Source organism: Methylophilus sp. (genome assembly GCF_052173275.1).
Lineage (GTDB): Bacteria > Pseudomonadota > Gammaproteobacteria > Burkholderiales > Methylophilaceae > Methylophilus.
The window spans coordinates 1,548,181-1,571,878 of sequence record NZ_JBQMUL010000002.1 but is presented as its reverse complement, the minus strand read 5'-3'; the positions used below and the strand labels follow the sequence as shown (position 1 = coordinate 1,571,878).

The 23,698-nt window shown below is 52.5% G+C and carries 30 protein-coding genes; 9 read left to right on the top strand and 21 right to left on the bottom strand.

Translation table 11 applies throughout. The features are described from left to right. Positions 1-13: 13 nt before the first annotated feature. The 6 genes from ACTS9Y_RS09030 to tsaB form a co-directional block, all read right to left on the bottom strand. Positions 14-523: a TPM domain-containing protein gene (locus ACTS9Y_RS09030; RefSeq protein ID WP_442585609.1), complete on the bottom strand. Its 510-nt coding sequence runs from the start codon at positions 521-523 to the stop codon at positions 14-16. Beyond that, the gene (locus tag ACTS9Y_RS09025) at positions 523-1,401 is read right to left on the bottom strand and encodes a TPM domain-containing protein (RefSeq protein ID WP_442585608.1); all 879 of its coding nucleotides are present in this window, start codon (positions 1,399-1,401) and stop codon (positions 523-525) included. The genes ACTS9Y_RS09030 and ACTS9Y_RS09025 overlap by 1 nt, the downstream gene beginning before the upstream one ends. A 6-nt stretch (positions 1,402-1,407) precedes the next feature. Continuing rightward, positions 1,408-2,001 carry a LemA family protein gene (locus ACTS9Y_RS09020; protein ID WP_442585607.1) on the bottom strand — a complete coding sequence of 198 codons (594 nt, stop codon included), beginning with the start codon at positions 1,999-2,001 and terminating at the stop codon, positions 1,408-1,410. 112 nt (positions 2,002-2,113) lie between these two features. Next, entirely contained in the window at positions 2,114-2,788 is a 675-nt protein-coding gene (locus tag ACTS9Y_RS09015) for a hypothetical protein (protein ID WP_442585606.1), read from the bottom strand. A gap of 40 nt (positions 2,789-2,828) precedes the next feature. Next, the gene (gene rimI, locus ACTS9Y_RS09010) at positions 2,829-3,290 is read right to left on the bottom strand and encodes a ribosomal protein S18-alanine N-acetyltransferase (protein WP_442585605.1); all 462 of its coding nucleotides are present in this window, start codon (positions 3,288-3,290) and stop codon (positions 2,829-2,831) included. Between the two features lie 10 nt (positions 3,291-3,300). Then, on the bottom strand, positions 3,301-4,002 hold the full coding sequence (tsaB, locus tag ACTS9Y_RS09005; protein WP_442585604.1) for a tRNA (adenosine(37)-N6)-threonylcarbamoyltransferase complex dimerization subunit type 1 TsaB: 702 nt from the start codon (positions 4,000-4,002) through the stop codon (positions 3,301-3,303). Positions 4,003-4,282: 280 nt separating this feature from the next. On the opposite strand from tsaB, the gene ACTS9Y_RS09000 reads away from it, so the two are divergent. After that, positions 4,283-4,975, top strand: a complete 693-nt coding sequence (locus tag ACTS9Y_RS09000; RefSeq protein WP_442585603.1) for a PEP-CTERM sorting domain-containing protein — start codon at positions 4,283-4,285, stop codon at positions 4,973-4,975. A gap of 124 nt (positions 4,976-5,099) precedes the next feature. Here the strand turns inward: ACTS9Y_RS09000 and panB are convergent, their stop codons facing one another. The 5 genes from panB to ACTS9Y_RS08975 form a co-directional block, all read right to left on the bottom strand. Further along, the gene (gene panB, locus ACTS9Y_RS08995) at positions 5,100-5,909 is read right to left on the bottom strand and encodes a 3-methyl-2-oxobutanoate hydroxymethyltransferase (RefSeq protein WP_442585602.1); all 810 of its coding nucleotides are present in this window, start codon (positions 5,907-5,909) and stop codon (positions 5,100-5,102) included. A 75-nt stretch (positions 5,910-5,984) separates the two neighbouring features. Beyond that, entirely contained in the window at positions 5,985-6,623 is a 639-nt protein-coding gene (locus tag ACTS9Y_RS08990) for a deoxynucleoside kinase (RefSeq protein WP_442585601.1), read from the bottom strand. A 26-nt stretch (positions 6,624-6,649) separates the two neighbouring features. Next, positions 6,650-7,147, bottom strand: a complete 498-nt coding sequence (gene folK, locus ACTS9Y_RS08985; RefSeq protein ID WP_442585600.1) for a 2-amino-4-hydroxy-6-hydroxymethyldihydropteridine diphosphokinase — start codon at positions 7,145-7,147, stop codon at positions 6,650-6,652. Then, positions 7,147-8,511, bottom strand: a complete 1,365-nt coding sequence (pcnB, locus tag ACTS9Y_RS08980) for a polynucleotide adenylyltransferase PcnB (protein ID WP_442585599.1) — start codon at positions 8,509-8,511, stop codon at positions 7,147-7,149. Before pcnB ends, folK begins: the two co-directional genes overlap by 1 nt. 30 nt (positions 8,512-8,541) lie before the next feature. Beyond that, entirely contained in the window at positions 8,542-9,093 is a 552-nt protein-coding gene (locus ACTS9Y_RS08975; protein ID WP_442585598.1) for a cob(I)yrinic acid a,c-diamide adenosyltransferase, read from the bottom strand. 62 nt (positions 9,094-9,155) lie between these two features. On the opposite strand from ACTS9Y_RS08975, the gene murI reads away from it, so the two are divergent. Continuing rightward, entirely contained in the window at positions 9,156-9,968 is an 813-nt protein-coding gene (gene murI / locus ACTS9Y_RS08970) for a glutamate racemase (protein ID WP_442585597.1), read from the top strand. 53 nt (positions 9,969-10,021) lie between these two features. Here murI and ACTS9Y_RS08965 read toward each other — a convergent pair whose 3' ends face one another. Beyond that, complete coding sequence (locus tag ACTS9Y_RS08965; RefSeq protein WP_379034784.1) at positions 10,022-10,210, bottom strand: zinc-finger domain-containing protein; 189 nt, start codon at positions 10,208-10,210, stop codon at positions 10,022-10,024. A gap of 37 nt (positions 10,211-10,247) precedes the next feature. Continuing rightward, positions 10,248-11,165 carry a branched-chain amino acid transaminase gene (locus ACTS9Y_RS08960; protein WP_442586931.1) on the bottom strand — a complete coding sequence of 306 codons (918 nt, stop codon included), beginning with the start codon at positions 11,163-11,165 and terminating at the stop codon, positions 10,248-10,250. A gap of 129 nt (positions 11,166-11,294) precedes the next feature. Here ACTS9Y_RS08960 and ACTS9Y_RS08955 point away from each other — a divergent pair, with 129 nt between their 5' ends. The 6 genes from ACTS9Y_RS08955 to ACTS9Y_RS08930 all read left to right on the top strand — a co-directional run bounded on the left by ACTS9Y_RS08955 (position 11,295) and on the right by ACTS9Y_RS08930 (position 15,039). Continuing rightward, a complete protein-coding gene (locus tag ACTS9Y_RS08955) occupies positions 11,295-11,885 on the top strand; it encodes an SCO family protein (RefSeq protein WP_442585596.1) in 591 nt (196 codons plus the stop codon). A gap of 169 nt (positions 11,886-12,054) precedes the next feature. Beyond that, positions 12,055-12,546, top strand: coding sequence for a bacterioferritin (bfr, locus tag ACTS9Y_RS08950; protein ID WP_442585595.1), 492 nt, complete (start codon positions 12,055-12,057; stop codon positions 12,544-12,546). 9 nt (positions 12,547-12,555) lie between these two features. Then, positions 12,556-13,032: a bacterioferritin gene (gene bfr / locus ACTS9Y_RS08945; protein ID WP_442585594.1), complete on the top strand. Its 477-nt coding sequence runs from the start codon at positions 12,556-12,558 to the stop codon at positions 13,030-13,032. A 134-nt stretch (positions 13,033-13,166) separates the two neighbouring features. After that, complete coding sequence (locus tag ACTS9Y_RS08940) at positions 13,167-13,394, top strand: (2Fe-2S)-binding protein (protein ID WP_442585593.1); 228 nt, start codon at positions 13,167-13,169, stop codon at positions 13,392-13,394. A 161-nt stretch (positions 13,395-13,555) separates the two neighbouring features. After that, positions 13,556-14,464 carry a DMT family transporter gene (locus ACTS9Y_RS08935; RefSeq protein WP_442585592.1) on the top strand — a complete coding sequence of 303 codons (909 nt, stop codon included), beginning with the start codon at positions 13,556-13,558 and terminating at the stop codon, positions 14,462-14,464. A gap of 68 nt (positions 14,465-14,532) precedes the next feature. Further along, entirely contained in the window at positions 14,533-15,039 is a 507-nt protein-coding gene (locus ACTS9Y_RS08930; RefSeq protein ID WP_442585591.1) for an SRPBCC family protein, read from the top strand. Here ACTS9Y_RS08930 and ACTS9Y_RS08925 read toward each other — a convergent pair. Further along, the gene (locus ACTS9Y_RS08925) at positions 15,023-15,907 is read right to left on the bottom strand and encodes a LysR family transcriptional regulator (RefSeq protein WP_442585590.1); all 885 of its coding nucleotides are present in this window, start codon (positions 15,905-15,907) and stop codon (positions 15,023-15,025) included. The genes ACTS9Y_RS08930 and ACTS9Y_RS08925 overlap by 17 nt on opposite strands. Before the next feature lie 104 nt (positions 15,908-16,011). Between ACTS9Y_RS08925 and ACTS9Y_RS08920 the strand changes: the two genes are divergently transcribed. Beyond that, positions 16,012-16,611, top strand: coding sequence for a short chain dehydrogenase (locus ACTS9Y_RS08920; RefSeq protein ID WP_442585589.1), 600 nt, complete (start codon positions 16,012-16,014; stop codon positions 16,609-16,611). 24 nt (positions 16,612-16,635) lie between these two features. On the opposite strand, the gene ACTS9Y_RS08915 is transcribed toward ACTS9Y_RS08920, so the two are convergent. The 7 genes from ACTS9Y_RS08915 to lnt form a co-directional block, all read right to left on the bottom strand. Beyond that, the gene (locus ACTS9Y_RS08915) at positions 16,636-17,349 is read right to left on the bottom strand and encodes a M48 family metallopeptidase (RefSeq protein ID WP_442585588.1); all 714 of its coding nucleotides are present in this window, start codon (positions 17,347-17,349) and stop codon (positions 16,636-16,638) included. Positions 17,350-17,359: 10 nt separating this feature from the next. Further along, complete coding sequence (locus ACTS9Y_RS08910) at positions 17,360-18,076, bottom strand: lysophospholipid acyltransferase family protein (protein WP_442585587.1); 717 nt, start codon at positions 18,074-18,076, stop codon at positions 17,360-17,362. Next, entirely contained in the window at positions 18,076-18,618 is a 543-nt protein-coding gene (gene gmhB / locus ACTS9Y_RS08905) for a D-glycero-beta-D-manno-heptose 1,7-bisphosphate 7-phosphatase (protein ID WP_442585586.1), read from the bottom strand. The genes ACTS9Y_RS08910 and gmhB overlap by 1 nt, the downstream gene beginning before the upstream one ends. A 42-nt stretch (positions 18,619-18,660) precedes the next feature. Next, a complete protein-coding gene (gene glyS / locus ACTS9Y_RS08900) occupies positions 18,661-20,760 on the bottom strand; it encodes a glycine--tRNA ligase subunit beta (RefSeq protein WP_442585585.1) in 2,100 nt (699 codons plus the stop codon). Then, positions 20,757-21,698 carry a glycine--tRNA ligase subunit alpha gene (gene glyQ / locus ACTS9Y_RS08895; protein WP_442586930.1) on the bottom strand — a complete coding sequence of 314 codons (942 nt, stop codon included), beginning with the start codon at positions 21,696-21,698 and terminating at the stop codon, positions 20,757-20,759. The genes glyS and glyQ overlap by 4 nt, the downstream gene beginning before the upstream one ends. Before the next feature lie 86 nt (positions 21,699-21,784). Further along, positions 21,785-22,189: a hypothetical protein gene (locus ACTS9Y_RS08890; RefSeq protein WP_442585584.1), complete on the bottom strand. Its 405-nt coding sequence runs from the start codon at positions 22,187-22,189 to the stop codon at positions 21,785-21,787. A gap of 29 nt (positions 22,190-22,218) precedes the next feature. Beyond that, on the bottom strand, positions 22,219-23,697 hold the full coding sequence (gene lnt, locus ACTS9Y_RS08885) for an apolipoprotein N-acyltransferase (protein ID WP_442586929.1): 1,479 nt from the start codon (positions 23,695-23,697) through the stop codon (positions 22,219-22,221). Position 23,698: the final 1 nt, after the last annotated feature.

Sequence of the window (23,698 nt, the reverse complement as noted above, 5' to 3'; positions counted from 1 at the left end):
GGCCAGCAATATACTAGAGCACCAGCACGTGATTGCACAGCTCGTTGCGCGGGGTCGCTTCGGGAGGGAATTGTGCGGCCAGATGCTGGCCAATCGCGGTAATGCCGTGTGTGACGCCTTCTTCAAACTGCCCACTTCTGAACATCCCTTCCATTTGCTGGCAAATCTGCTGCCAGCCCTGCTCACGCACATGCCGGTGTATGCCACGGTCAGCGACAATTTCTACATCTTTGTCCGCCAGCATAAGGTAGATCAGCACGCCGTTGTTGTGTTCAGTATCCCAGATATTCAGCTGCCCGAACAGTTGTATCGCCCGTTGACGTGGCGATATGCCTTGCAGAATGGCAGAAAGTGGTAGGCCTGACTCAATAACGACGCGCACTTCGCCAGCGTGCAAGTGCTCACTTGCCGCGATCGCCTGTTCGATCTGTTGCAAAGCATCCTGCGAGAAATGACGCTTGACCTGCCATGGATGACTGGTGAGATGTCGGAAAAATCGCCTGAAAGGATGTACGGGTCTCATTACCAATCTCCTGACGCGCCACCGCCACCAAAGCCACCACCACCGCCGCTGAATATATCGCGGCCGCCGCCTCCGCCACCAAAGCCGCCCGGGAACCCGCCTATAGGCAAGCCGCCCTGGCCACCACCCATGGCTAAGGTGAATATAAATGCGGCCAGCCCGACCAGGCCCATGATCAACAGCGTTGCACCGAGGAAACCTGCCAGCACGGCAAGCGCGCCGCCAGTAAGGGCACTACCAAAAAATGAGCCCAGCATGCCGCGCAGAATGGCGCCGAGGAAAATAGCAGCAAACATCAGGATAGGCAATAAGTGCATGAAGCCTTGCTGCCCGGCTGCCGCCTGGCCTTTGGCTGGGGCGGGCAATTGTTCGCCCTGGATCAGTTGGATCAAAGTATCTGTTGCCACGTGCAGGCCCTGGTAAAACTGGCCCTGCTTGAATGCCGGTGTGAGCTGTTCGGCAATAATGCGTTTGGCGACGGCATCGGGGATAGCGCCTTCAAGACCATAACCGACCTCGATCCGCATTTTACGGTCTTGTTTGGCCACAATTACGATCACACCATCATCCTGCTTCTCGCGGCCTATCTTCCATGCGTCTGCCAGGCGGATACCAAATTGCGCAATATCTTCCGGCTGCGTGCTTGGCAATAACAAGACGGCAATCTGTGAGCCGCTCTGTTGCGAAAATTGCGACAGCTTCTCGTTGAGCGCCGTCTGCTCCTCAGCCGAAAGCGTCTGCGTCAGATCAGTGACGGCACTGCTGAGTGGCGGGATATCGACTAGCCCTTTGGCGGCATGACTGTTCATGCCTGCCATCAGCAAGCCGCAAATCAGCAGCGTGCGCAGCCAGACCAAGCCCATAGACTTCAACCCCATGAACAATTACTTATCGCCAAAATCTACTTTTGGTGCAGATGAAATCGCTTTTTCATTTTCTACAGTAAAGGATGGTTTTGGCTGGTAGTTAAACATCATGGCGGTCAGATTATTCGGGAAGCTACGCACCGTCACGTTGTATTGTTTCACTGCTTCGATATAGCGGTTTCGCGCTACCGTCACACGGTTCTCGGTGCCTTCCAGCTGTGCCTGCAAATCGCGGAAGCTGGCATCGGCTTTCAGGTTAGGATAATTCTCTGAAACCACCATCAAGCGTGACAGTGCGCTGGTCAACTGACCTTGGGCGGCCTGGAATTTCGCGAATGCTTCCGGGTCATTCAGCAATTCCGGCGTCACTTGCATGCTACCCACTTTGGCACGTGCTTCAGTCACTTCGGTCAGCACTTTTTCTTCATGGTTGGCATAGCCTTTGACGGTAGAAACCAGGTTAGGCACCAGGTCGGCACGGCGCTGATACTGATTCAGCACTTCGGCCCAGCTCGCCTTGGCTTCTTCATCCAGGGATTGAAACTGGTTATAGCCACAGCCAGACAGGGTTAACACCCCGGCCAACAGCACAATCTTGAAAATTTGACGCATCAGAATATTCCTCTCAAATGGATGTCATTGATATGGGGGCTTGGTGCCACGCTTCAACCAGCCCGGTTTTATATTTTTGCCGTGTTATTGCTTTGCTAATGGTATTTTTAGATTAGTCTTGCTTTTGCGCGAGTAGCAGACACAAATCATGCCAGACCTGTTTTTTTAGTAAAGGATTTTCGAGCATGGCCTGCGGATGATGGGTAACGATATAAGTCAGGCCTGCGTGCGTCAGCAATTGGCCCCTGACAGAAGCGATCTCGGCATGATTGGTTCCCAGGAAGCGATTAGCGGCTTGCAGGCCAAACAGGATACCAAAACGACTTTGCACTTGCGTGACACTAACTTGTTCATAAGCAATATGTAGCGCCTCAGTCGGCAATTTCAGGGCTTGCACTATGTTTTGCAACAACTGCTGTGCCGTGGTATCACTGGCTTGCGGACACAACAAAAACCAGGGTGATTCAATCATTGGCCCTGCACTGATTTGCTCGGGCTGAATTTCAGTCGTGGTTAATTGCGGGGTAGCAATTTCTTCAACAGGTGGTAATGCGATCACAGGCTCAGAGAAAACAGACTCAGCGATCACAAACTCATTGATGACAGGCTCTGCGATCATGGCCTCGGGTAATAACTCAGCAGCTTTTTCTAAAGGCGGCTCAGCAACAAGGTCGACTGGCGCCAGTGCGACAGTGTCGGGCAAAGTAATCGCCGCTATCGGGGTGCGCAAACGCCAGACAGGCAATAACTCCAGTTCGCGCAGCATATCTTCGCGCACCAGACTCATGCAGTACCCCAAACAACTATACGTTTCACTGTGCTGCCCTTCATAATGCTACTCCCATCAACACAGCGTCTTCACGCCCCTGTCTGGTCGGGTAATAATGGCGACGGATACCCATTTCACAAAACCCCATCGCCTCGTACAAGCCTATCGCTTTCGTATTGCTCGCGCGCACTTCCAGAAACATGTTTGTCGCCAGGCGCCGCCTGGAAACCGCTATCATGTGCGCGAGCAATGCCCGTCCCAAGCCCTGGCCCTGGTAATGCTGACTGACGCTGATATTTAACAAATGCGCTTCGTCCAGCACCATCATGATCAGCGCATAACCGACGATCTCACCCGACATTTCCATGACCCAGGCACTGTAGCCGGAGTCCAGTGAATCCTTGAAGTTACCATAAGTCCAGGGATGGCTGTATATCGTCGGCTCAATGCGGCAAATGGCGATCAGGTCCTCATAGGACATCACGCGGAATTGCGGCTGATGCTGGGGCAGTGCGCTCATGATCTCAGCTCTACAAAGTTTGTCCTTGCGCGCGCTCGGCAGCCGTTAGCGCCACGCGGTTGCGTATATACAACGGGGCAGCCTGTTGTGCCGGTTGTGCGTCACCCGCCAGAAACTGTGGCGTGGCAATCGTCAGCATGGCTTGTGCAGTCGGCATCATATCGGCGCGCACCTGGCTGATCTGTTGCGAATATTGTGCAGATAATACTTCACCAAATACGCCCCAGCCAGCACCGGCAGCCAGCCAATCGCCACCTTCAACAGCAGGCACTTCATGGGGTTTACACACCATAGTTGGTGACACTTGCAGCCAGCCATCTTGCTGCCGGATGAATGCTGCATGATACACCTCGCCCATGCGCGCATCGAGGCAAACGATGACTTTTTCAGCGCGTGTTTCCAGCCATACGGCTTGCGCGACCGCCTGCACAGAGCTCACACCGACTACGGATAAATCAGCACCAAATGCCAGCCCTTGCGTAACGCCGACCGCCACCCGCACGCCAGTAAACGCGCCTGGGCCCGTGCCATAGACCAGACCATCCAGTTCAGCCAGCTGAATGCCTGCTTCTGCCAGCAAGCGCTGGATCTCGGGCAGGATAAGCTGTGAAGCGGCAGGCCCGGTGGCCTCATGAAAAGCAGTTACCCCGGCCGCGGTTTGCACGGCCAGTGACAGAAATTCAGTGGAAGATTCGATTGCGAGTAAATTCATGATGTACAGCCCAAGGCGACATTTTGCCATAAGCAGTGACACGGGGGAGAAATTTGCCGTGCTTGGCAGAAAATTACTTCACACGCTGTTGATGATGAGAAGGCTTGGGCGCACGCTATCCGGCCCCACATCACAACTTGCAACTACCCGAAAGGACTAATCAGGCACGAATCAATACATTGAATGAATGAGGTTTTTTTTGATAAAATTAAATAGTAGTAAATATCATTATCATACTGATAATTAATATCATTATAAATTTTCTCCGAGGATACAAACGATGTACCATCATTTCATGGCCGCTTTGGCCTTTATTGCAACTATGGCATTTGCCGGACAAGCCGCCGCGTTAACGACCCCATATACAGAGACTTTCTCAGATGGCATTTCCGGCTGGTCTACCGGCCCTAACGGAACGATTAGCACGCCCCTTCAAGTGATTGGCACTGGCGGTGCGGATGGTGGGGCTTACCTGAGCACAGTAGCAACGCCGGTGGCAAGCACGATGGGCGCTGTCTCTATCCTGTTCAGATGCGAAAGTGCTGCTTGTAGCGACGGTGGCTTTCAAGGCGACTGGCGTGGCGGCGATCTGGTATTGAGCTGGTACTTCCGTCATGATGCCGATGTGGCGCTAGAAGCCTATGCCCGTATTGCTGCACCAAGCAATAACCCGGGCGCTAGCGCGCAAATCTCTACAGTGGTGCTGCCAAACACATGGACACGTATCGACTTAGTTATTGATCCAAGCAACCCTGCTTTTATCAGCTATTCTGGTCAAAGTTTTGATAACGTTTTCGATGAAGTAGGTCGCATCCAGCTTGGCTTGAGTATTCCTGGCGGATTCACAGGCTCAAACATTAAATTTGACCTGGACTCAGTGAGCATTACAGCCGTTCCTGAACCTGAGACTTACGCGCTTTTTGCTGCTGGCCTGGCATTACTGAGCATCGCCGGTCGCCGTCAACGTCGTTAATAAAAAACGGGATAGCATGTGCTTATCCCGTCCAATCGATATTGCGCCGCGTGCTAAACCTGCGGCGCAATCACTTCACTACTGCAAACTCTGCCGCTAGAAACCAGCAAGTGCTTTCAGTCACTTAATAACTATGCTTTTCCTCAGGGAATTCCCCTGATTTCACAGCTTGCACATAGGTGACTATCGCCTGCTGTATATCGCCTGACTGACCCAGGAAATTCTGAATGAATCGCGGCGCTTTGTATGCCTGCGGTGTTTTCTCGGCGGGACCGGTATAGATCCCCAGCAGATCCTGCAAAACCAGCACCTGGCCACTACAACCTGCCCCGGCGCCTATGCCTATGGTCGGCACTGAAATATTTTGGGTGATATGCGTCGCCAATGCCGCTGGCACCATTTCAAACAGCACTAGGCTGACGCCGGCATTTGCCATGGCCTGCGCATCAGCCAGCATGGCGCTGGCCGCCTGTTCGGTTTTACCCTGGATTTTATAACCGCCTAATTTTTCAACCGACTGCGGCGTGAACCCCAGATGCGCACACACAGGAACCCCCTGCTCAACCAGGTAGCGCGCGGTGTCTACCATATGACCTCCGCCCTCAATCTTGACGATATGCGCACCGGCCTGGATCAGCGCCTGCGCATTGGCCAGCGCCTGCGCCAGGTCATACTCATAGCTCCCAGCCGGCATATCGCTCATGATCACCGCTTGTGGCGCCCCTTTGGCGACAATGCGAGTGTGGTACAGCATGTCCTGCATGTTTACAAGCAGCGTGCTGTCAGCGCCCTGGATCACCATGCCCAGCGAATCACCGACCAGCAACACATCTACCCCGGCCAGCGTCATCAGCTTGGCAAACGTAGCGTCATAGCAAGTGAGCATGGCGATTTTCTCGCCGGCTTTTGCGCGTGTAAGAAGTGCGTTCAGCATAGTGTTAGCCATGATAATGTGAGGAACGAAATACGCAAAGCCGCCACTGCGGCATGCTGGCATTGGCTTGTGCGGCTAGAAATTGGGATTGAAGTACTCGCGACTGCTCTTGATCTGGTTGATCCGCTCAATCAGAAGATTGAAAGCTTCTGGGTCTTTGATGATATTGAGTTTTTCATTATTGACGATCAGCAGCGGTGACGCGTCATAGGTATGGAAAAACTCGCTGTAAGCTTCGGCCAGACGCGCAATGTATTCGCGCGGCATATCCTGCTCGTAACTGATATTGCGCTCTTCAATCCGGTCCACCAACGCATCGATCGGCGTCTGCAAATACACCACCAGATCAGGCTTGGGCGCTTTCAGTTGCAGGTGGTGGTAAATCTGGTGATATAAAGAATACTCTTCATCATCCAGGTTGAGACGCGCGAACAACGGGTCTTTTTCCAGGAAAAAATCCGACACCGTGGGCTGGCCAAACATATCGCGTTGCGCCATGTCTTCAATCTGGCGCGAACGCTGAAACAAAAAGAACAGCTGTGTCGGCAAGGCGTAACGCTGGGCATCCTGGTAAAAACGGGTCAGAAAAGGATTGGCTTCAGCTTTTTCTGAAAGCAGCTCCACCGAAAACTTGTCTGCCAGCATACGTGCCAGCGTGGTTTTGCCACTGCCTATCGGGCCTTCAATTACAACATAAGGAAAACGGGTAAACATTGTTATTGCTCGTTCAGCTAATTTAATCAGTGATCCAGTTTTTGCGCGTCCAGTTTTCGCACATCATCATGCGGGAATTCTGTTGCCCATTCTACAACAGTCTTTCCTTGCGGCAGTATAAAGTCGGGCACTATTTCAGCCAGTGGCAAAATAACGAAACCCCGCTCATGCATGCGCGGGTGCGGCAATGTGAGTTGCTCTGTTGCCATTTGCAGACCGTCATAATCCAGCAGATCCAGGTCCAGAATACGTGGCGCATTAGGGAATGGCCGCTCACGGCCAAAGGTTTGCTCAATGGTGAGCAATAACTGCATCAGTTCAGGCGCAGGGATATTGGTCGCCACTTGTATGACTGCATTGATGAAATCAGGCTGGTTGTCATAGCCTACAGGCGCAGTGGCATACAGGCTGGAAGCTTTGAGCAGAGCCAGCCCCGGCGTTTCGGCAAGTACCCGGATAGCGTTAGATACTTGTTGTTCAGGCTGCTGCAAATTGCTGCCCAGCGCAATCAAGGCCAGGGCCATTATGCCGACTCACCGTTCGCAGCTGCCGGTTTTTTCTTGCGCGGACGGCGGCGGCGTTTTTGCACACCGCTGTCTGGCAGCAACATATTGGTACGCTCTTCGGTGCCGGCATCGGCAAAGCGTGTCCACCATGCACCCAGTTCTTCAGGCAATTCGCCAGAGGCGCAACGCAATAGCAAAAAGTCATAGCCGGCGCGATATTTTGGGTTGGTCAGCAGCGCATAAGGGCGCTTGCCAGAACGCTGCTCGAATCGCGGCTGCATGGCCCAGATTTCTTTCATGGTGGCCGTATAGCGATTGTGGATCGCCATTTTCTCGCCCTGCTTATCGATGATTTCATTCATGGCGGCATGTAGCGCCGGAATCAAGGGCTCGCCGCGCTTCTGGTTTTCCAGCCACGCCTGCAATACCTCATGCCAGAGCAAGGTCGCAAACAGGAAACTAGGGTTAGACGACTTGCCTGCGAGGATGCGATCATCGGTATTTTTCAGCGCCAGCATGACGAATTTTTCGCCTAATGGCTGTTCCAGCACCACATCCAGCAGCGGTAACAAACCGTGATGCAAATGCTGGGCGCGCAGTGCGCCTATGCTTTCAATCGCATGCCCGGATAAAAACAGTTTGAGCATCTCATCAAACAGGCGGCTGGGCGGCACATCTTCCAGCAGATCGGCCAGCTTGCGGATAGGCGCTTCAGTGGTTTGTTCGAGCTTAAGGCCCAGTTTGGCCGAAAGGCGGACGGCGCGCAGCATGCGCACCGGGTCTTCCTGGTAGCGTTTTACCGGGTCGCCAATGATGCGCAAGGTTTTGGCACGAATATCCGCCACACCATTGTGAAAATCCAGCACTTCATGGCGCTTAGGGTCGTAATACAGCGCATTGGCGGTAAAGTCGCGCCTGACAGAATCCTCTTCGATCGAGCCAAAAATATTGTCGCGGATGATACGGCCGCTATCGTTGGTCTCGCCATCGCCATCGCTTTGGTGATGGCCGCGGAAAGTCGACACTTCTATGGTTTCCTGCCCCCACAGCACATGCACCAGGCGGAAACGGCGGCCAATGATACGTGAGCGGCGGAATGATTTATGCACCTGTTCCGGCGTTGCATCGGTGGCGATATCAAAGTCTTTCGGCGGATGATTGAGCAGCAGATCGCGCACCGCACCACCGACGATATAAGCCTGGAAACCGGCTTTTTGCAGCCCATCGCAGGTCTTCAATGCCGCCTGGCTGATCAGCTTGTGGTTGATTTTATGTTTGCTGGCAGGAATCACCAGAACAGCTGACGATTTGCCATGCTTGGGCGTTGGGCCTGTAGGCTGACCACGCTTGCCAAATACTTTTTGCAGAAATTGTTTAATCATTACTCAGTGCACACAGGCGCCTATCGCGCATTACAGTTTATGTTGGTTATTCCACAGCACATCCGGAATCCCGGCATGCCTATTCAAGGTACGACATAGTACAAACAGCAGGTCAGACAATCGATTCAGGTATTGCAAATTTACTGCCGTCACCGGCGATTGCGCGTGCAAGGCATGCATGACGCGCTCGGCGCGCCTGCAGACGGTGCGTGCCAGATGGCACACTGCCGCAGCACGACTGCCACCCGGCAATATAAATTCTTTTAACGGGCTCAACTGAGCATTCCAGCCATCCAGCGTTTGCTCTAAAACAGTCACCCGTCCGGCCTGCATAAAGGTGTGGCCCGGCATACTCAACTCGCCACCCATATCAAACAGGTCATGCTGGATGGCCTCCAGACTCACACGCACATCCTCTGGCAACGCTTCTACCAGCAACATCCCCAGCACGGAATTCAGCTCATCCACCTCGCCCATGGCCTGCACGCGCAGGTCAAACTTGCTGACGCGAGAACCATCACCCAGGCCAGTGGTGCCGTGATCTCCGGTGCGTGTGTAAATCTTGCTCAGCCGGTTGGCCATTCCGATAACCCGTTTGAAATCCTATATAATCCGTCCATTATAAATCATACCGTGCCATTTCGATGTGCCCAGCGATTGCAGTGAACGCCCCGGTCGGCGTGATGGATTCAGGTGTAGGCGGATTGACCGTGCTCAAACACCTTACACGCCAGCTTCCGCACGAGCATTTTATCTATTATGCCGATAGTGCCTATGCACCTTATGGCAATCAATCTGCAATAAAAATCCAGCAACGCTGTTTTGCCATCGCCGACCTGCTGATCGCACAAGGCGCCAAAGCACTGGTGGTTGCCTGCAATACAGCCACTGCAGCAGCCATCAGCCCGTTGCGGGATCACTTTTCTTTACCCATCATAGGCATGGAGCCCGCCGTGAAACCGGCAGCTGCGGCCAGTAAAAACAGCATCATTGGCGTGCTCGCCACCACCGGCACCTTGCAAAGCGCACAATTTGCCGCCTTGCTCGAACATTATGGCCACGGCGTACAAGTCGTGACGCAAGCCTGCGTAGGGCTGGTGGAATGCATAGAACAAGGCCAGCTGGACCATGCACACACGATTGCTTTACTTGAAACTTATTGCCAGCCGCTGATTGCCGCTGGCGCGGATACCATCGTCCTCGGCTGCACACATTACCCTTTTGTGCGCGCACACATCCAGCACATTGTCGGGCCGCAAGTGACGCTGATCGATACAGGCGCAGCGGTAGCCAAGCGCTTACAACAGATACTGGCTGAGAAAAACTTGCTTCAGGCCGACACCGAAACTGTTTCCGGCAACGCTCAGGATGAAGCAACCAGTTTAAAACCGGTGTTTCTTACCAGCGGTTCTGAAGACACACAGCGTGTCATGCAGCAGCTCTGGCAAATACTTTAAACAATATAAACAAAACCCACGCATTGCGTGGGTTTTGTTCTGGTAGTCATGCTTTAGTGATGATGCACTTGTGTGCCAGGCTTGAGCTTGAATTTAGTCCCGCAATAAGGGCATGCTACCTGCCCGGTTTTTGCCACATCCAGAAATACGCGTGGATGTGATGCCCATAAAGCTACTTCTTTAGTCGGGCAATGCAATGGCAGATCGTTGCCATCCACTTCAAACTCTTTTACATCAGACATTCAGCTTCTCCCGCACACAGCCATTCAAAACAGTGACTTAAACCAAGGTCAGCCAATGCTGATACTTGGCGTTTTTGCCTTTGACCACATCAAAATACAGGCTTTGCAGTTTTTCAGTGATCGGGCCACGCGTGCCTTCACCAATGGCACGATTATCCAGTTCACGGATAGGCGTGACTTCCGCCGCTGTACCAGTAAAGAACGCTTCATCCGCGCTGTAGACTTCATCACGCGTAATGCGTTTTTCAATCACTTCCAGGCCCAGTTCGTCTTTTGCCAGGGTGATGATGGTGTCGCGGGTAATGCCTTCCAGCGCAGAGGTTAAGTCCGGGGTATACAGCTTGCCATTACGGATAATGAAAATGTTTTCGCCGGAACCTTCAGCCACGAAGCCATCCACGTCCAGCAACAGCGCTTCCTGGTAACCATCTTGCGCGGCTTCCTGATGTGCAAGAATACTGTTCATATAGTTGCCGTTCGCCTTGGCCTTACACATGGTGATGTTGACGTGATGGCGGGCAAATGAAGAAGTCTTGACGCGGATACCCTTGGTGATCGCCTCTTCACCCATATAAGCACCCCAGCTCCAGGCACCAACAATCACGTGTGTCGATAAGGTTTTGGCAGAAATACCCATCGCTTCGGCACCGTAAAACGCCATCGGGCGCATGTATGCTGATTCCAGGTTGTTTTCGCGCACAGCCGCTTTTTGCGCTTCTACCAGGGTCGCTTTATCAAACGGCATTTTCATGCCCAGGATATGTGCACTGCGGAACAGGCGGTCGGTATGCTCTTTCAAACGGAAAATAGCCGCGCCTTTATCTGTTTTGTAAGCGCGCACGCCTTCAAATACGCCCATGCCATAATGCAAGGTGTGGGTTAATACATGGGTAGTGGCATCACGCCAGTTGACCATTTTGCCGTCGTACCAGATAACGCCGTCACGGTCTGCCATCGAACTCGGTATTGCCATTTAAACTCGCCTCTAATCCGTCTATCGTCAAAAACCATTATTGTAAACCAATCTGTACCCTTTTCGCCTATGCTAAAATCCATTTCAATGATGATTTACAAGGATTTTTGTATGCGCGCTCGTTTCCTGTGGCTTTGGTTTATCGCAGCATTGCTGGCTGGCGTGCTAACGGGGTGCCAGCCTGGCAAAACTGCCAGTTTTATCGGCACCGACTTGACCGGCACCCAATTCGGCAAACCGCTGAGCCTGACTGACCATACCGGCAAATTGCGTAGCATCGATGATTTCAAAGGCAAGGTGATTGTGCTGTTTTTTGGCTACACTCACTGCCCAGACGTGTGCCCGACCACCATGAGCGACCTTAAACAGACCATGAAACTGCTCGGCGACAAGGCAAATGATGTGCAGGTATTATTTGTCACCGTAGACCCGGAACGTGACACGCAAGAAGTCCTCGCGCAATTCGTGCCAGGGTTTGATGCGCGCTTTATCGGCCTGCGCGGCACGCCGGCTGAAGTCGCGGCTAACCTGTCGGAATATAAAGTCTATGCCGCAAAAGTGGCTGAACCGGGCAAGTCTGGTTACACCATGGATCACAGCGCCGGATTATATGTATTTGATAAAACCGGTGCACCGCGCATTTACCTGGGCTATGGTGAAAAGCCTGCGAATATCGCCCATGACCTGCAATTACTGATGTAACTGGATTCACTGGTCGACATTGGCTTTCATAGCGAAATCACGAACGATTCTTGTTTAGATTTTTATTTAAAAACTCATTTTAAATCAATAAGTTACGCAATATTTTTTATTGCATACTTTGGATTTTCCTGTATCATGCACAGCATTAAAGTGCATACAGGAGCCGAAGATGAAAGGCGATAAAAAAATTGTAGATATTCTGAATGATTTGCTGGCAGGCGAGTTAACCGCCACCGACCAGTACCTCATCCACGGTGAAATGTATGCCGACCTGGGCCTGGGTGTGATTTCCCAGCGCATCCTGCACGAATCCCTGCATGAAAGAGAACACGCCCGCGCGCTGATACAACGCATCCTGTTTCTTGAAGGCACCCCCAACCTCGCCAAACGCGATCCTATCCATATTGGTAAAGACGTTAAATCCATGCTGGAGTCAGACCTTGACCTGGAATATGCGGTGGTCAAGCACCTGAAAAAAGCCATGGATGCGTGTGAACAGGCACAAGACTTTGTCACCAAAGAAATGTTGCTGGTGCAACTGGAAGATACCGAAATGGACCATGCCTACTGGCTGGAAAAACAATTAAGCCTGATCAAGCTGATCGGGATTGAAAACTATTGCCAGAGCCAGATGGGCGACGGCCCTGCTGCTGCAGTATAAGGAGCCCGTATGAAAGGCGAAAAACAAATTATCAGCACTTTGAACAAAGTGCTTAAAAACCAGCTGACCTCGATCAACCAGTATTTCCTGCATGCGCGCATGTTCAGGAAATGGGGCCTGGAAAGACTAAACGATTACCAATATAAACAATCGATCCGCGTCATGAAAGAAGCTGACGAAGTGATCGAGCGCATCCTGTTTCTCGATGGCCTGCCTAACCTACAAAACCTCGGTAAACTGCTGATTGGTGAAGAGGTGGTCGAATGCCTGCAAGGTGACCTCAGTTTTGAAAAAGATGTACAGCGTCCACAACTGATTGAAGCGATTGCCGAAGCAGAAAAACTGCAGGACTATGTGACGCGTGATTTGCTGACCGAACTGCTGGAAGCCTGCGAAGAAGCCATAGACTGGCTGGAAACCCAGCAACGCCTGATTTCAGACGTGACCTTGCCGAACTACCTGCAGACCCAGATCGAATCCGATTAATCTTTGCACTGCTGTTGAACACTTGAATTAAGCCGCTTTCGCGGCTTTTTTCATGCCCTGCCGGAACCAATATGACCTTGACAGAATCTCAATAAATGATAATAATTATCATTAGTAACTTAACTTGAGAACATATGTACGTTTGCGTGTGTAATGCAGTGACCGAGCGCCAGGTGCATCAGGCTGTTAGGCAAGGCGCCAAAACCGTTAAGCATTTGAAAGAACAGCTGGGGGTAGGTGCAGAGTGCGGCAAATGTGTCAGCTGTGCTAAAGCCTGCCTGAAAGAAGCGCATGCCGAGCAGCATCCTGGTCTGGTCAAGAAACTGATTCAGTTAACGCCTGTGCAATTGGGCGCAGTCTAGTCACATCCATCACATCGAAATATTTAAAAAGGGGCTTTTAGCCCCTTTTTGCATTTCATAAGTTAAGCTTTGCAGCGCATTGCGCAGGCCCTTACAATCACAAGCTTGCATGCTTATGCTGTGCAATGTTTACAACCTCAGAATGACCTTGAAATAACACTATGCCAGCCAGCCGATTACATGGGCGCATCTTATTCTTGTTATTGCTGCCGCCGCTGTTGTGGGCAGGTAATTTTATTGCAGGACGCGCGATCAACGCCGCAGTGCCGCCGGTCACTTTATCGCTGATCCGCTGGAGCATTGCTTTGCTGTGCCTGCTGCCTTTTGCCCTGCGGCCTTTTTTACGCGACCGCGTGCATTACTATACTTATCGCTGGCATGTGTTCGGCACCGCCATTACCGGGGTCGCTGCCTTTAACTTGCTGGTGTATTGGGGTTTGCACACCACCAGCGCGACCAACGGCATCATCCTTAATTCATTTATCCCGTTCCTGGTGGCGATATTCGGCTTTTTGTTTTACCGTCAACTCCTGGCTCCCGGTCAATTGATTGGCCTGCTGGTGTCGCTCACCGGGGTATTGGTCGTTGTTTCCCACGGCGATTTGCAAGTGCTTTTAACGCTGGCTTTTGCAGAAGGAGATGTGATCATCTTTCTGGCCATGGTGTTCTGGGCCTTATATACACTATGGGTGAAAGAGATCCCCCCCACCATCAACCGCACCGGGCTGATGCTATGCCAGGTGATGATTGCGTTAGTCTTTCTGTTGCCGCTGTACCTGTGGGAAAGCCAGACCACCTCCGTGCATCTAGAAAACCCGCAAACATTGTGGATACTGGCCTATATAGGCATCTTCCCGTCTGTGATCGCCCTGCTGGCTTACTCAAAAGCCGTCACATTGGTGGGCTCTGTGCGTGCCAGTGTATTTATACACGCCATGCCCATCTTTGGTTCAGTCCTTTCCACCCTGCTGCTGCACGAAGCATTCCACTTATATCAACTTCTGGGTATGCTGACGATTTTTACTGGCATCTGGCTGGCGAACAGAACACATCGCCCTGCTGGACTTTAAAGGTTAGAACAGGCCTGCACGTCTGGCTGTGTATGGCGTTGTATAAAGATATTTAAAGGAGAAGCGACATGACTATACCAATCAACCCGGTACTGGATTTGATGCTTGAAAGAGAAGTGGATGTATCGCCTGAAGAAATATGGCATGCGTGGACCACGCCTGAGCATCTCAAGCAATGGTTCTGCCCATTGCCATACAAAACAGTGACATGCGAGATCGACCTCAAACCGGGCGGGCGCTTTTATACCGTGATGCAGTCGCCGGAGGGCCTGCAGTTCCCCAATACCGGCTGTTACCTTGAAGTCATCCCCAACCAAAAACTCAGTTGGACAAATGCACTGGAACCCGGATTCCGCCCAGCAAAAAGCCCTGAACAATCACCGGGGCATGAGTGCGCAGAGTTGCTGATGACGGCCACCATTACGCTGCAAGCAACCGCCAACGGCACGCGCTATACCGCATCTGTGTTACACCCAACGGCTGAATCAAAACAGCGGCATGAAGCCATGGGTTTTGAGCAAGGCTGGAGCATGGTGCTAGACCAGCTGGTGGCGGCCATCAAACAGGCGCGCTAAACGCCGAAATCAGGTAATCCACAAACGTGGTCAATTTGGGTAGCGACTGGCGGTTACGCGGATAAACCGCGTGTATAGGCCTGGCTGGCGGGGTGTAAGCGGGCAGCAACTCTGTGAGCCGGCCAGCATCTATGTCTGCTTGTAACAATGCCCTTGGCGTTAAAATAATCCCTAGCCCTTTGACCGCGGCCACACGCAAGGCCTGACTATTATCTGATTCAAAACGCAGTGCTGAAGAAACGTTTAAATAGGGACTGATCTGTTTCCAGCCACCTTGGCTATGCCAATTACTGAAACCCAGGCATTGATGCTGTAACAGATCCTCAGGCGTTTGCGGCACCCCATGCTGCTGCAAATACTCGGGAGAAGCACAAATAGCGACTTCAAACATGCTCAGCTTGCGCGCAATCAGTGACGAGTCAGCCAGGTTGCCGATGCGGATAGCCACGTCATAGCCTTCATCGACAATATCCACATACTTGTCCGATAACGACAGTTGCAGATTCACCTCCGGATAAGCGTTCAGGTAATCACATACCAGCGGCGCCAGTGTCAGCGAGCCAAACCACACGGACGCGCTCACACGCAACATGCCTTTGGGATGACTGCTCATGGCTTCGACCCCCGCCTCAGCCGCCGCCAGTTGTGCCATGATCTGCTTGCACTGCTCGTAATAGGCCAGACCTGCCTCGGTCAAATGCTGGCGACGGGTGGTGCGTTGCAACAGCGGCGTGCCCAGGCGCTTTTCCAGCGCACTGATATGCTTGCTTACCATAGAAGGCGTCATCTTCAGCAGGCTGGCAGACACGGTAAAACTTCCACTCTCCACCGCAGTCACAAATACTTCCATACTTAAAAATCTATCCATATTGATGAGTTTAATGACTATATATTTTTAATATTACCTTATTTATCCGCATCAATTAATCATAGACAATGCGTTCACACCTTTTTATTCAAATGGAGAAACACATGAAAGTCTTACTCATAGGTGCCAACGGCACCATAGGCAAACTGGTTAAACAGAATCTTGCACCCCGTCATGAGCTGATTGAAGCGGGCAAAACCAGCGGCCAGTTTCAGGTGGATATCAGCAGTGAAAGCAGTATCCGGCAGCTATTTGCGCAGGTGGGAAAAGTCGATGCGATCGTCGTGACCGCCGGTGATGTACATTTTGGCGCCATGAAAGAGATGACTGCCGAGCAGTTCACACTGGGCTTGCACAGTAAACTGTTAGGCCAGGTCAATGTCACCTTGATTGGCCAAAATTATCTCAACGAAGGCGGCTCAATCACCTTGACCAGCGGCAGTTTGAGCCACAACCCGACCTTTGGTGGCACCAACTTCTCAACTGTGAATGCAGCAGTGGATGGCTTTGTGAAAGGTGCTGCGCTGGAGTTGAAGCAAGACCGCCGTATCAATGTGGTCAGCCCGACCGTGCTGGAGGAGTCGTGGCATATCTATGGCGCGGCGTTCCCGGGTCTGGAAGCCGCCCCTGGCGCCAAAGTGGCACTTGCCTACCAGAGAAGTGTGGAAGGCTTTGAGACAGGGCAGGAATATCGCGTCTGGTAATGTCGCTGGCAAGAGCCTGTTGGCTCACGCCATGCGATGCAAAATCGCTGACAGTGACTTTAATTCATTTTCCGCTTGCTCATGGTTAGGGAACAAACTGGCCTGCACCGCATAAAATCTGGCTGAATGGTTCATCTCCCTGAGATGGGCCATTTCATGGCAAATCACGTATTGAATGATATGAGGGGGTGCCTGGATCAAGCGCCAGTTCAGGCGTATCTGCTTGCGGCTATTGCAACTGCCCCAGCGCGAACGCGCATTCGACAGCGCCACACCGCTGACTTTCTCGCCCATTTGTGCCGCAATCAGCTCTACCCGCCGTTTAAAATCCGGCAAGGCCTGCTGCGCAAACCACTGCAATACTTTGCGGGCGACAAACGCTGGCTGATCGATCTGCGGCGAGCGGACCAGCAACTGATTGCCTTGCAGAATGACCGCCTTATTGGTGGCATGATGTTGCAGGGACAACACGATATCCTGCCCCATAAATAGCAATGGCTCGCCATCCACCCACTGCATGGGGCTGACCTGATTACTTTCCCGCAAGGCGAGTTTTTGCTGTATCCAGCGCGCTTTTTCCAACAACACCTGTTGCAGCTGGCTGGCAGCGATGCGTTTGGGCGCATGCACCACCAGGCCTTGCGCAGTGATCTTAAGGCCTATGGTCCTGCGCACCCGCAGATCAAGCTGGTAGGGAATCGTTTGCCCATCAGGCAATTGCAACACCTGGTCTATCATGTCGCGGCAATCACAGAGACTGCATCTGCGTTTCTATCCATTCTTCCACCAGTTTATTGACGGCATCCGGTTTCAGGCCTGTGGTATCAATCGGCGCACCGATCACCACCTGGATCACGCCTGGATGTTTAAGGATAGAACTCTTGCGCCAGAAACGACCGGCATTATGTGCAACCGGCACCACGGCGCTACTGCTATGCGTAGCCAGCCAGGCACCACCGATATGGTATTTGCCGCGTGCGCCCGGTGCTGTGCGTGTGCCTTCAGGGAAAATAACCACCCATAAGCCACGCTTGAGCCTGTCTTTGCCGTGATTGACCAGTTTTTTCAATGCCTCGCGGCCTGAACTGCGATCGATGGGGATAGACCCCACTGCCCACAGTGCCCAGCCCAGAAATGGCAGCAGCAACAACTCTCTTTTCAGCACCCAGACTTGCGGCGGGAAGATGCATTGCAAGGCGATGGTTTCCCATGCTGATTGATGTTTGCACAGAATGACTGACGGCGTGGCAGGGATATGTTCGCGGCCTGTGACTTCGTAACGCAGATTACAGGTGACTTTCAGCCACCACAACACGCCGTTGGCCCACAGGCTCACCCAGCGTGAGCGCGTCACGGCTGAGGGTAACGGGATCAACACCAGCGCAAGTAATGAGAAAGGAATCGTCAGTGCGAACAAGCCAATGTAAAACAGCAAGGCACGCACATAGAGCAAGGCATGGCCCATTATCTATCCCCTGCGATGATATCTTGCACGGCAGCAGCCAGGTCGGCCACCACGATGGTATTCGGCGGCACAGTGGAAAGGTTATTGGTTTCCTCACCCTTGCCGGTGCGCACCAGGTAAGGCTGGCAGCCGGCATCGGCGAAAGCCTGCAAATCGCGCAAGGCATCGCCAACACCAGGCACTTTTTTGAGCTCAAGATTAAAGCGCAGGCCGATCTCTTCTATCATGCCGGTTTTAGGTTTGCGGCAATCGCAACGGTCATCGGCAGCATGTGGGCAATAGAATACCGCATCTATCCTGCCGCCTACTTGCGCCACGGCTTTATGCATTTTCTCGTGTATGGCATTAAGGGTAGCCATATCAAAATAGCCACGGGCGATGCCTGACTGGTTAGTGGCGACGGCTACACGGTAACCGCGCTGGTTCAATAAGGCAATCGCTTCCAGGCTACCGGGAATCGGGATCCACTCGTTGGGATTTTTAATAAAGGTCGCACTGTCCTGGTTAATCACACCATCGCGATCAAGGATAACGAGTTTCATCTAGGCTCTCCGGCATTCCCGCAGCCACGGGAATGTCTTAAATTAACTGGCTAATTTCGATAAATCTGCCACGCGGTTCATGGCCTGATGCAAGGTGGCCAGTAAACCCAAGCGGTTAGCTTTCAAGGCTGGGTCTTCAGCATTCACCATCACCTCATCAAAGAAAGTATCCACCGGCGCTTTAAGGGCCGCCAGCGCTTGCAGCGAGGCCGCATAATCACCCGCTTCAAATAACTGGTCTGCTTGTGGCTTGGTGTTAGCCAGCGCCTGATGCAATGCTTTTTCGGCAGATTCTTGCAGCAGGTCAGCCCTCACTTCGGCTTTGACTTCGTCCTCGACTTTTTTCAGGATATTACTGACGCGCTTGTTGGCAGCAGCCAGAGCCGGTGCTTCCGGCAGGCTGGCAAATGCCTGTACAGCAGCTAGGCGGCGCGGGACTTCAGACAAGTGATTAGGTGACAGCGACAATACCGCATCGACCTCCTGCGCACTTGCGCCCTGATCACGCAGATTCACCGCCAGGCGGTCAAAACAGAAGGTCTGTATCGCCTCGGCAACCTCGGCACTACCATTAAATACGCTCAGCGTCTGGGCAATCAATGTGTCAAACGTCAATGGCAAATCGGTTTCCATCAACATACGCAAAATACCCAGGGCCTGGCGGCGCAAGGCAAAAGGGTCTTTATCCCCGGTCGGTTTTTCACCAATGCTGAACAGGCCGACCAGCGTTTCCAGTTTATCAGCCAGGGCAACCACGACACCGACCTGGCTGCGCGGCAGATCATCCCCGGCAAAGCGTGGGCGATAATGGTCTTCGATCGCATAGGCGACATCATCTGCCAGCCCTTCATGCTGCGCATAATAACGCCCCATGATGCCTTGCAACTCAGGGAATTCACCCACCATGTCGGTCAGCAGATCCACTTTGGATAATCGTGCCGCTTGCGCGACTTTGGCGACAAAGCCTTCCGCGCCCAGTTGCTGGGCGATGGCACTGGCAATGGCGACTACGCGCTCGTTACGTTCACCTTGTGAGCCCAGCTTGTTGTGGTACACCACTTTTGCCAGCCCAGGCAAACGGCTGTCCAGCGTCTTTTTACGGTCCTGGTCAAAGAAGAATTTGGCATCTGCCAGACGTGGTCGCACCACGCGCTCATTGCCGCCTATCACTTTGCTGGCATCGGCCGGATTGATATTGGACACGATCAGGAACTTATTGGTGAGTTTGCCTTGCGCATCCAGCAGCGGAAAGTATTTCTGATTGGCCTTCATAGTCAGGATCAGACATTCTTGTGGCACCGCCAGGAACTCTTCTTCAAACTGGCCCAGCAATACATTAGGGCGTTCCACCAGCGCAGTCACTTCATCCAGCAAGGCATCGTCATCAATCGGCTTGAGGTTCTGTTTGGCTGCTGCGGCTTGCAGTTGTCTGACGATCTCGGCACGACGCGCATCAAAGCTGGCGATCACCGCGCCTTCGTCCGCTAGTTGTTGCGCATAGCTATCGGCAGAACTGAGCGTCACCAGCGGCGTTTTTGCCTCAAAGCGATGGCCCTGCGTGGTGTTACCCGCCGTCAGGCCCAAAGTGGAGACAGGAATGACTTCACTGCCGTGCAAGGCAACCAGGCCATGCGCCGGGCGCACAAAATTCACACTCTCCCAGCCGTCATTGATCTGGTAAGTCATGACTTTAGGAATCGGCAACTTGGCCAATGTTTCGTCCAGGGCTTTTTGCAGGCCTTCCTGCAGGCTGGCACCAGCCTGGGTGACATCCAGAAACAGGATATCTGCCTTGCCATCATGTTCTTTACGCAGCTTGGCAACCGCAGACTCATCCTCACCCAAAGCCTGCAATTTTTTCAACAAGGCGGGAGTGGCGTTGCCATTGGCATCCAGGCCTACCGTGGCAGGCATCAGCTTTTGTGCTACCTGCTTGTCTGCCGCTTTGGCAGAGACATTTTCAATATGTGCAGCCAGGCGGCGCGGCGATGCAAATGTCGTTACCGCATGGCCTTCACCCAGCAAGCCGGACGCTTTCAGGCTATCTGCCAAGACGCCGCTAAATGACTCACCCAGCTTGCGTAACACTTTAGGCGGTAGCTCTTCTACAAATAATTCAACTAACAGGTTGCGGGTACTCATGCGGCGGCTTTCTTGTTTTGTTCGGCTTTATCGCTTTCTAATTTAGCGATGACTTCGTCAGCCCAGGCTTTTGGGGCCATCGGGAAACCCATGCGGGCACGGCTATCCAGGTAACTGGCTGCCACTGCGCGGGCCAGGTTACGGATACGGCCGATATAGGCAGCCCGCTCGGTGACCGAGATCGCACCACGTGCATCCAGCAGGTTAAAGGTGTGTGCGGCTTTCAAGACTTGTTCGTAGCCAGGCAGGGCCAGTTTTTCTTCCATCAGGTGCTTAGCCTGCTTTTCGTGGGCGTTAAAAGCAGTCAGCAGGAAATCGACATCGCTATGTTCAAAGTTATAGGCAGACTGCTCTTTTTCATTCTGCAGGAACACATCACCGTATTTCACGCTTGGTGAATATTCCAGGTCGTAGACGTTTTCCACGCCTTGTAGATACATGGCCAATCGTTCCAGACCATAGGTGATTTCGCCAGTGATAGGCTTGCAGTTGATGCCGCCTACCTGCTGGAAGTAAGTGAACTGCGTGACTTCCATGCCATTGAGCCAGACTTCCCAGCCCAGGCCCCAGGCGCCCAGGGTCGGGTTTTCCCAGTCATCTTCGACAAAACGGATATCGTTTTCCTTGAGGTTAAACCCCAGGGCTTCGAGGGAGCCCAGGTATAGCTCTAGAATATTGGCCGGTGCTGGTTTCAGCACTACCTGAAACTGGTAGTAATGTTGCAAACGATTGGGGTTTTCGCCGTAACGGCCATCTTTGGGGCGGCGGCTAGGCTGTACATAAGCAGCTTTCCACGGCTCAGGGCCCAGTGCGCGCAGGAAGGTGGCAGTATGGCTGGTGCCGGCACCGACTTCCATGTCATAGGGTTGCAGCAAGGTACAGCCTTGTTTATCCCAGTATTCTTGAAGTTTTAAAATGATTTGTTGAAAGGTCAGCACCATTTTGCCTGATCCGATGAAATGCAAAAGGCAGATTTTACCTGAATAACAGGTCGCCATGAAATGATTCGACCCGCCGAGACCGGCTAAGTCTTTACAGTGACAGGATGCGCTTTATGCTGATAATCCACATAAGCGGGGAGGGCAATCGCCGCCACAATGCCTATACCAAAAACGCCCACCACCAACAGCACGCCCCAGAAAGACCACTTTTTCTGCACCTGGTTAAAATGCTCAACACTCTGCCAGCGCTTGTTGCGCCAGGCCCACTCGCGGCCTTTTGCGCCAAGGAAGAAAGACATGATAAAGCCTACGTAGGGAATCAAACATAACAATCCTATCCAGGTTTTATTATTGATGGCCCAGATCCAGTTCAGGAAAAACGCACCCCAGCTCCAGCCTTTGACGCCTTCAGGGATGACAGCATCTTTGCCCGTACCGGAAGTATTGGCATCCATGCTTTGAAGTGGTGAGTCAGTGGTGTTTTGCATTCCTTACCCGTTATCGTTGATGATGCACTCTACGCTTTAGCTTTATAGCGAACAGCGGCGATTAGCCCTATCCCACTCAACACAATAAACAGGTAATTGCCCCACCAGACATAGGGGGTACTGCCCTGATAACTCTGCGCCTTACCAACCAGGATCAAGCCTTCATCATGTGGCGCATGTTGTCTGACTTGCCCATCGTGACCAATAATGGCGGTGGCGCCGGTATTGGTGCTGCGCAACACCATACGCCCGGTTTCTATCGCCCTCACCTGGCTGAATTGCATATGCTGTTCTGCCGCGAATGATTGCCCGTACCAGGCGTCATTGCTGATATTCACCAGCAATTCGGCTTCTGGCAGCTGTTGTGCGATCTCTTCACCAAACACATCTTCATAGCAGATATTCACGCCTATCTTTTGCCCGGCAATATGTAGTGGTTTTCTGGATGTACCGCGTGACAGGTCACTAAGCGGCATATGCAACAAGTCCTGGTATATCCAGCCAAAAATACTTTTTAGTGGAATATATTCGCCAAATGGCACCAGATGACTTTTGGAGTACGCTTGCGCAGGCGACTTCCCTACGCTGATGGCGCTGTTGTAATAACTGTTATTTTTGGCCTCTACCACACCGAGTAAGATATCGCCTTGCTGGCTGACGGCATGCTGCTTCAGTGCTGCCAGATAGGATGGATCTATCTGCTCGGCGAGCATAGGCAACGCGGTCTCGGGCAACACGATCAATTGCGCTTCCGCCATGTGTACCATATCCAGATATTGCCGCAAGGTACGCTCTGCCTGCTCGGGTGACCACTTGATGTTTTGGCTGATATTGCCTTGCAAGAGGGCGACACTGACAGGCGGGCCGACCGGACGGCTCCATGGGATCACCGCCAATACACTCCCGACCGCCAATAGCCCCACCGGCAATGCGAACGCACGTAAACGGTTGGCGGTGTTCAGCCATGCATAGGCAAGACTGGCGGCGATGACTGCCGTCAATGCAGAGACACCATAAACGCCGATCACCGGTAAAAACCCCACTAACGGACTGGATGGCGCTTGCGAATAACCTAAAGTGAGCCAGGGGAAACCGGTAAAAATCCAGCTGCGAACCCAGTCTGAAAGCGCCCACAGAATAGGGGCTGCCCACAATACATTGCCCAGTCTTTTCGACAAATAGCCGGCCAGTGCCGGGAACAATGCCATAAACGCACACAGGCAAAACGTGCAGAACCCGGCAAACCACCACGGCATGCCGCCGAAATCGTGCAGGCTGATATAGATCCAGTAGATACCTACGCAATATAAACCGATGCCGAATGCCAGTCCCAGTTTAAATACCTGGCCTGCAGTGCTGGCTTGCTGCCATAGCACTAACAAAATGGCTAGCGATACCCAAGGCGTCCAGAACAGGTAATAAGGCGCAAAACCGGAGACGGTGAGTGCCCCCAATATTATCGCCAAAATCGCTCGTTGCCAGAGTGGCGCATATTGCACCCATTGCATC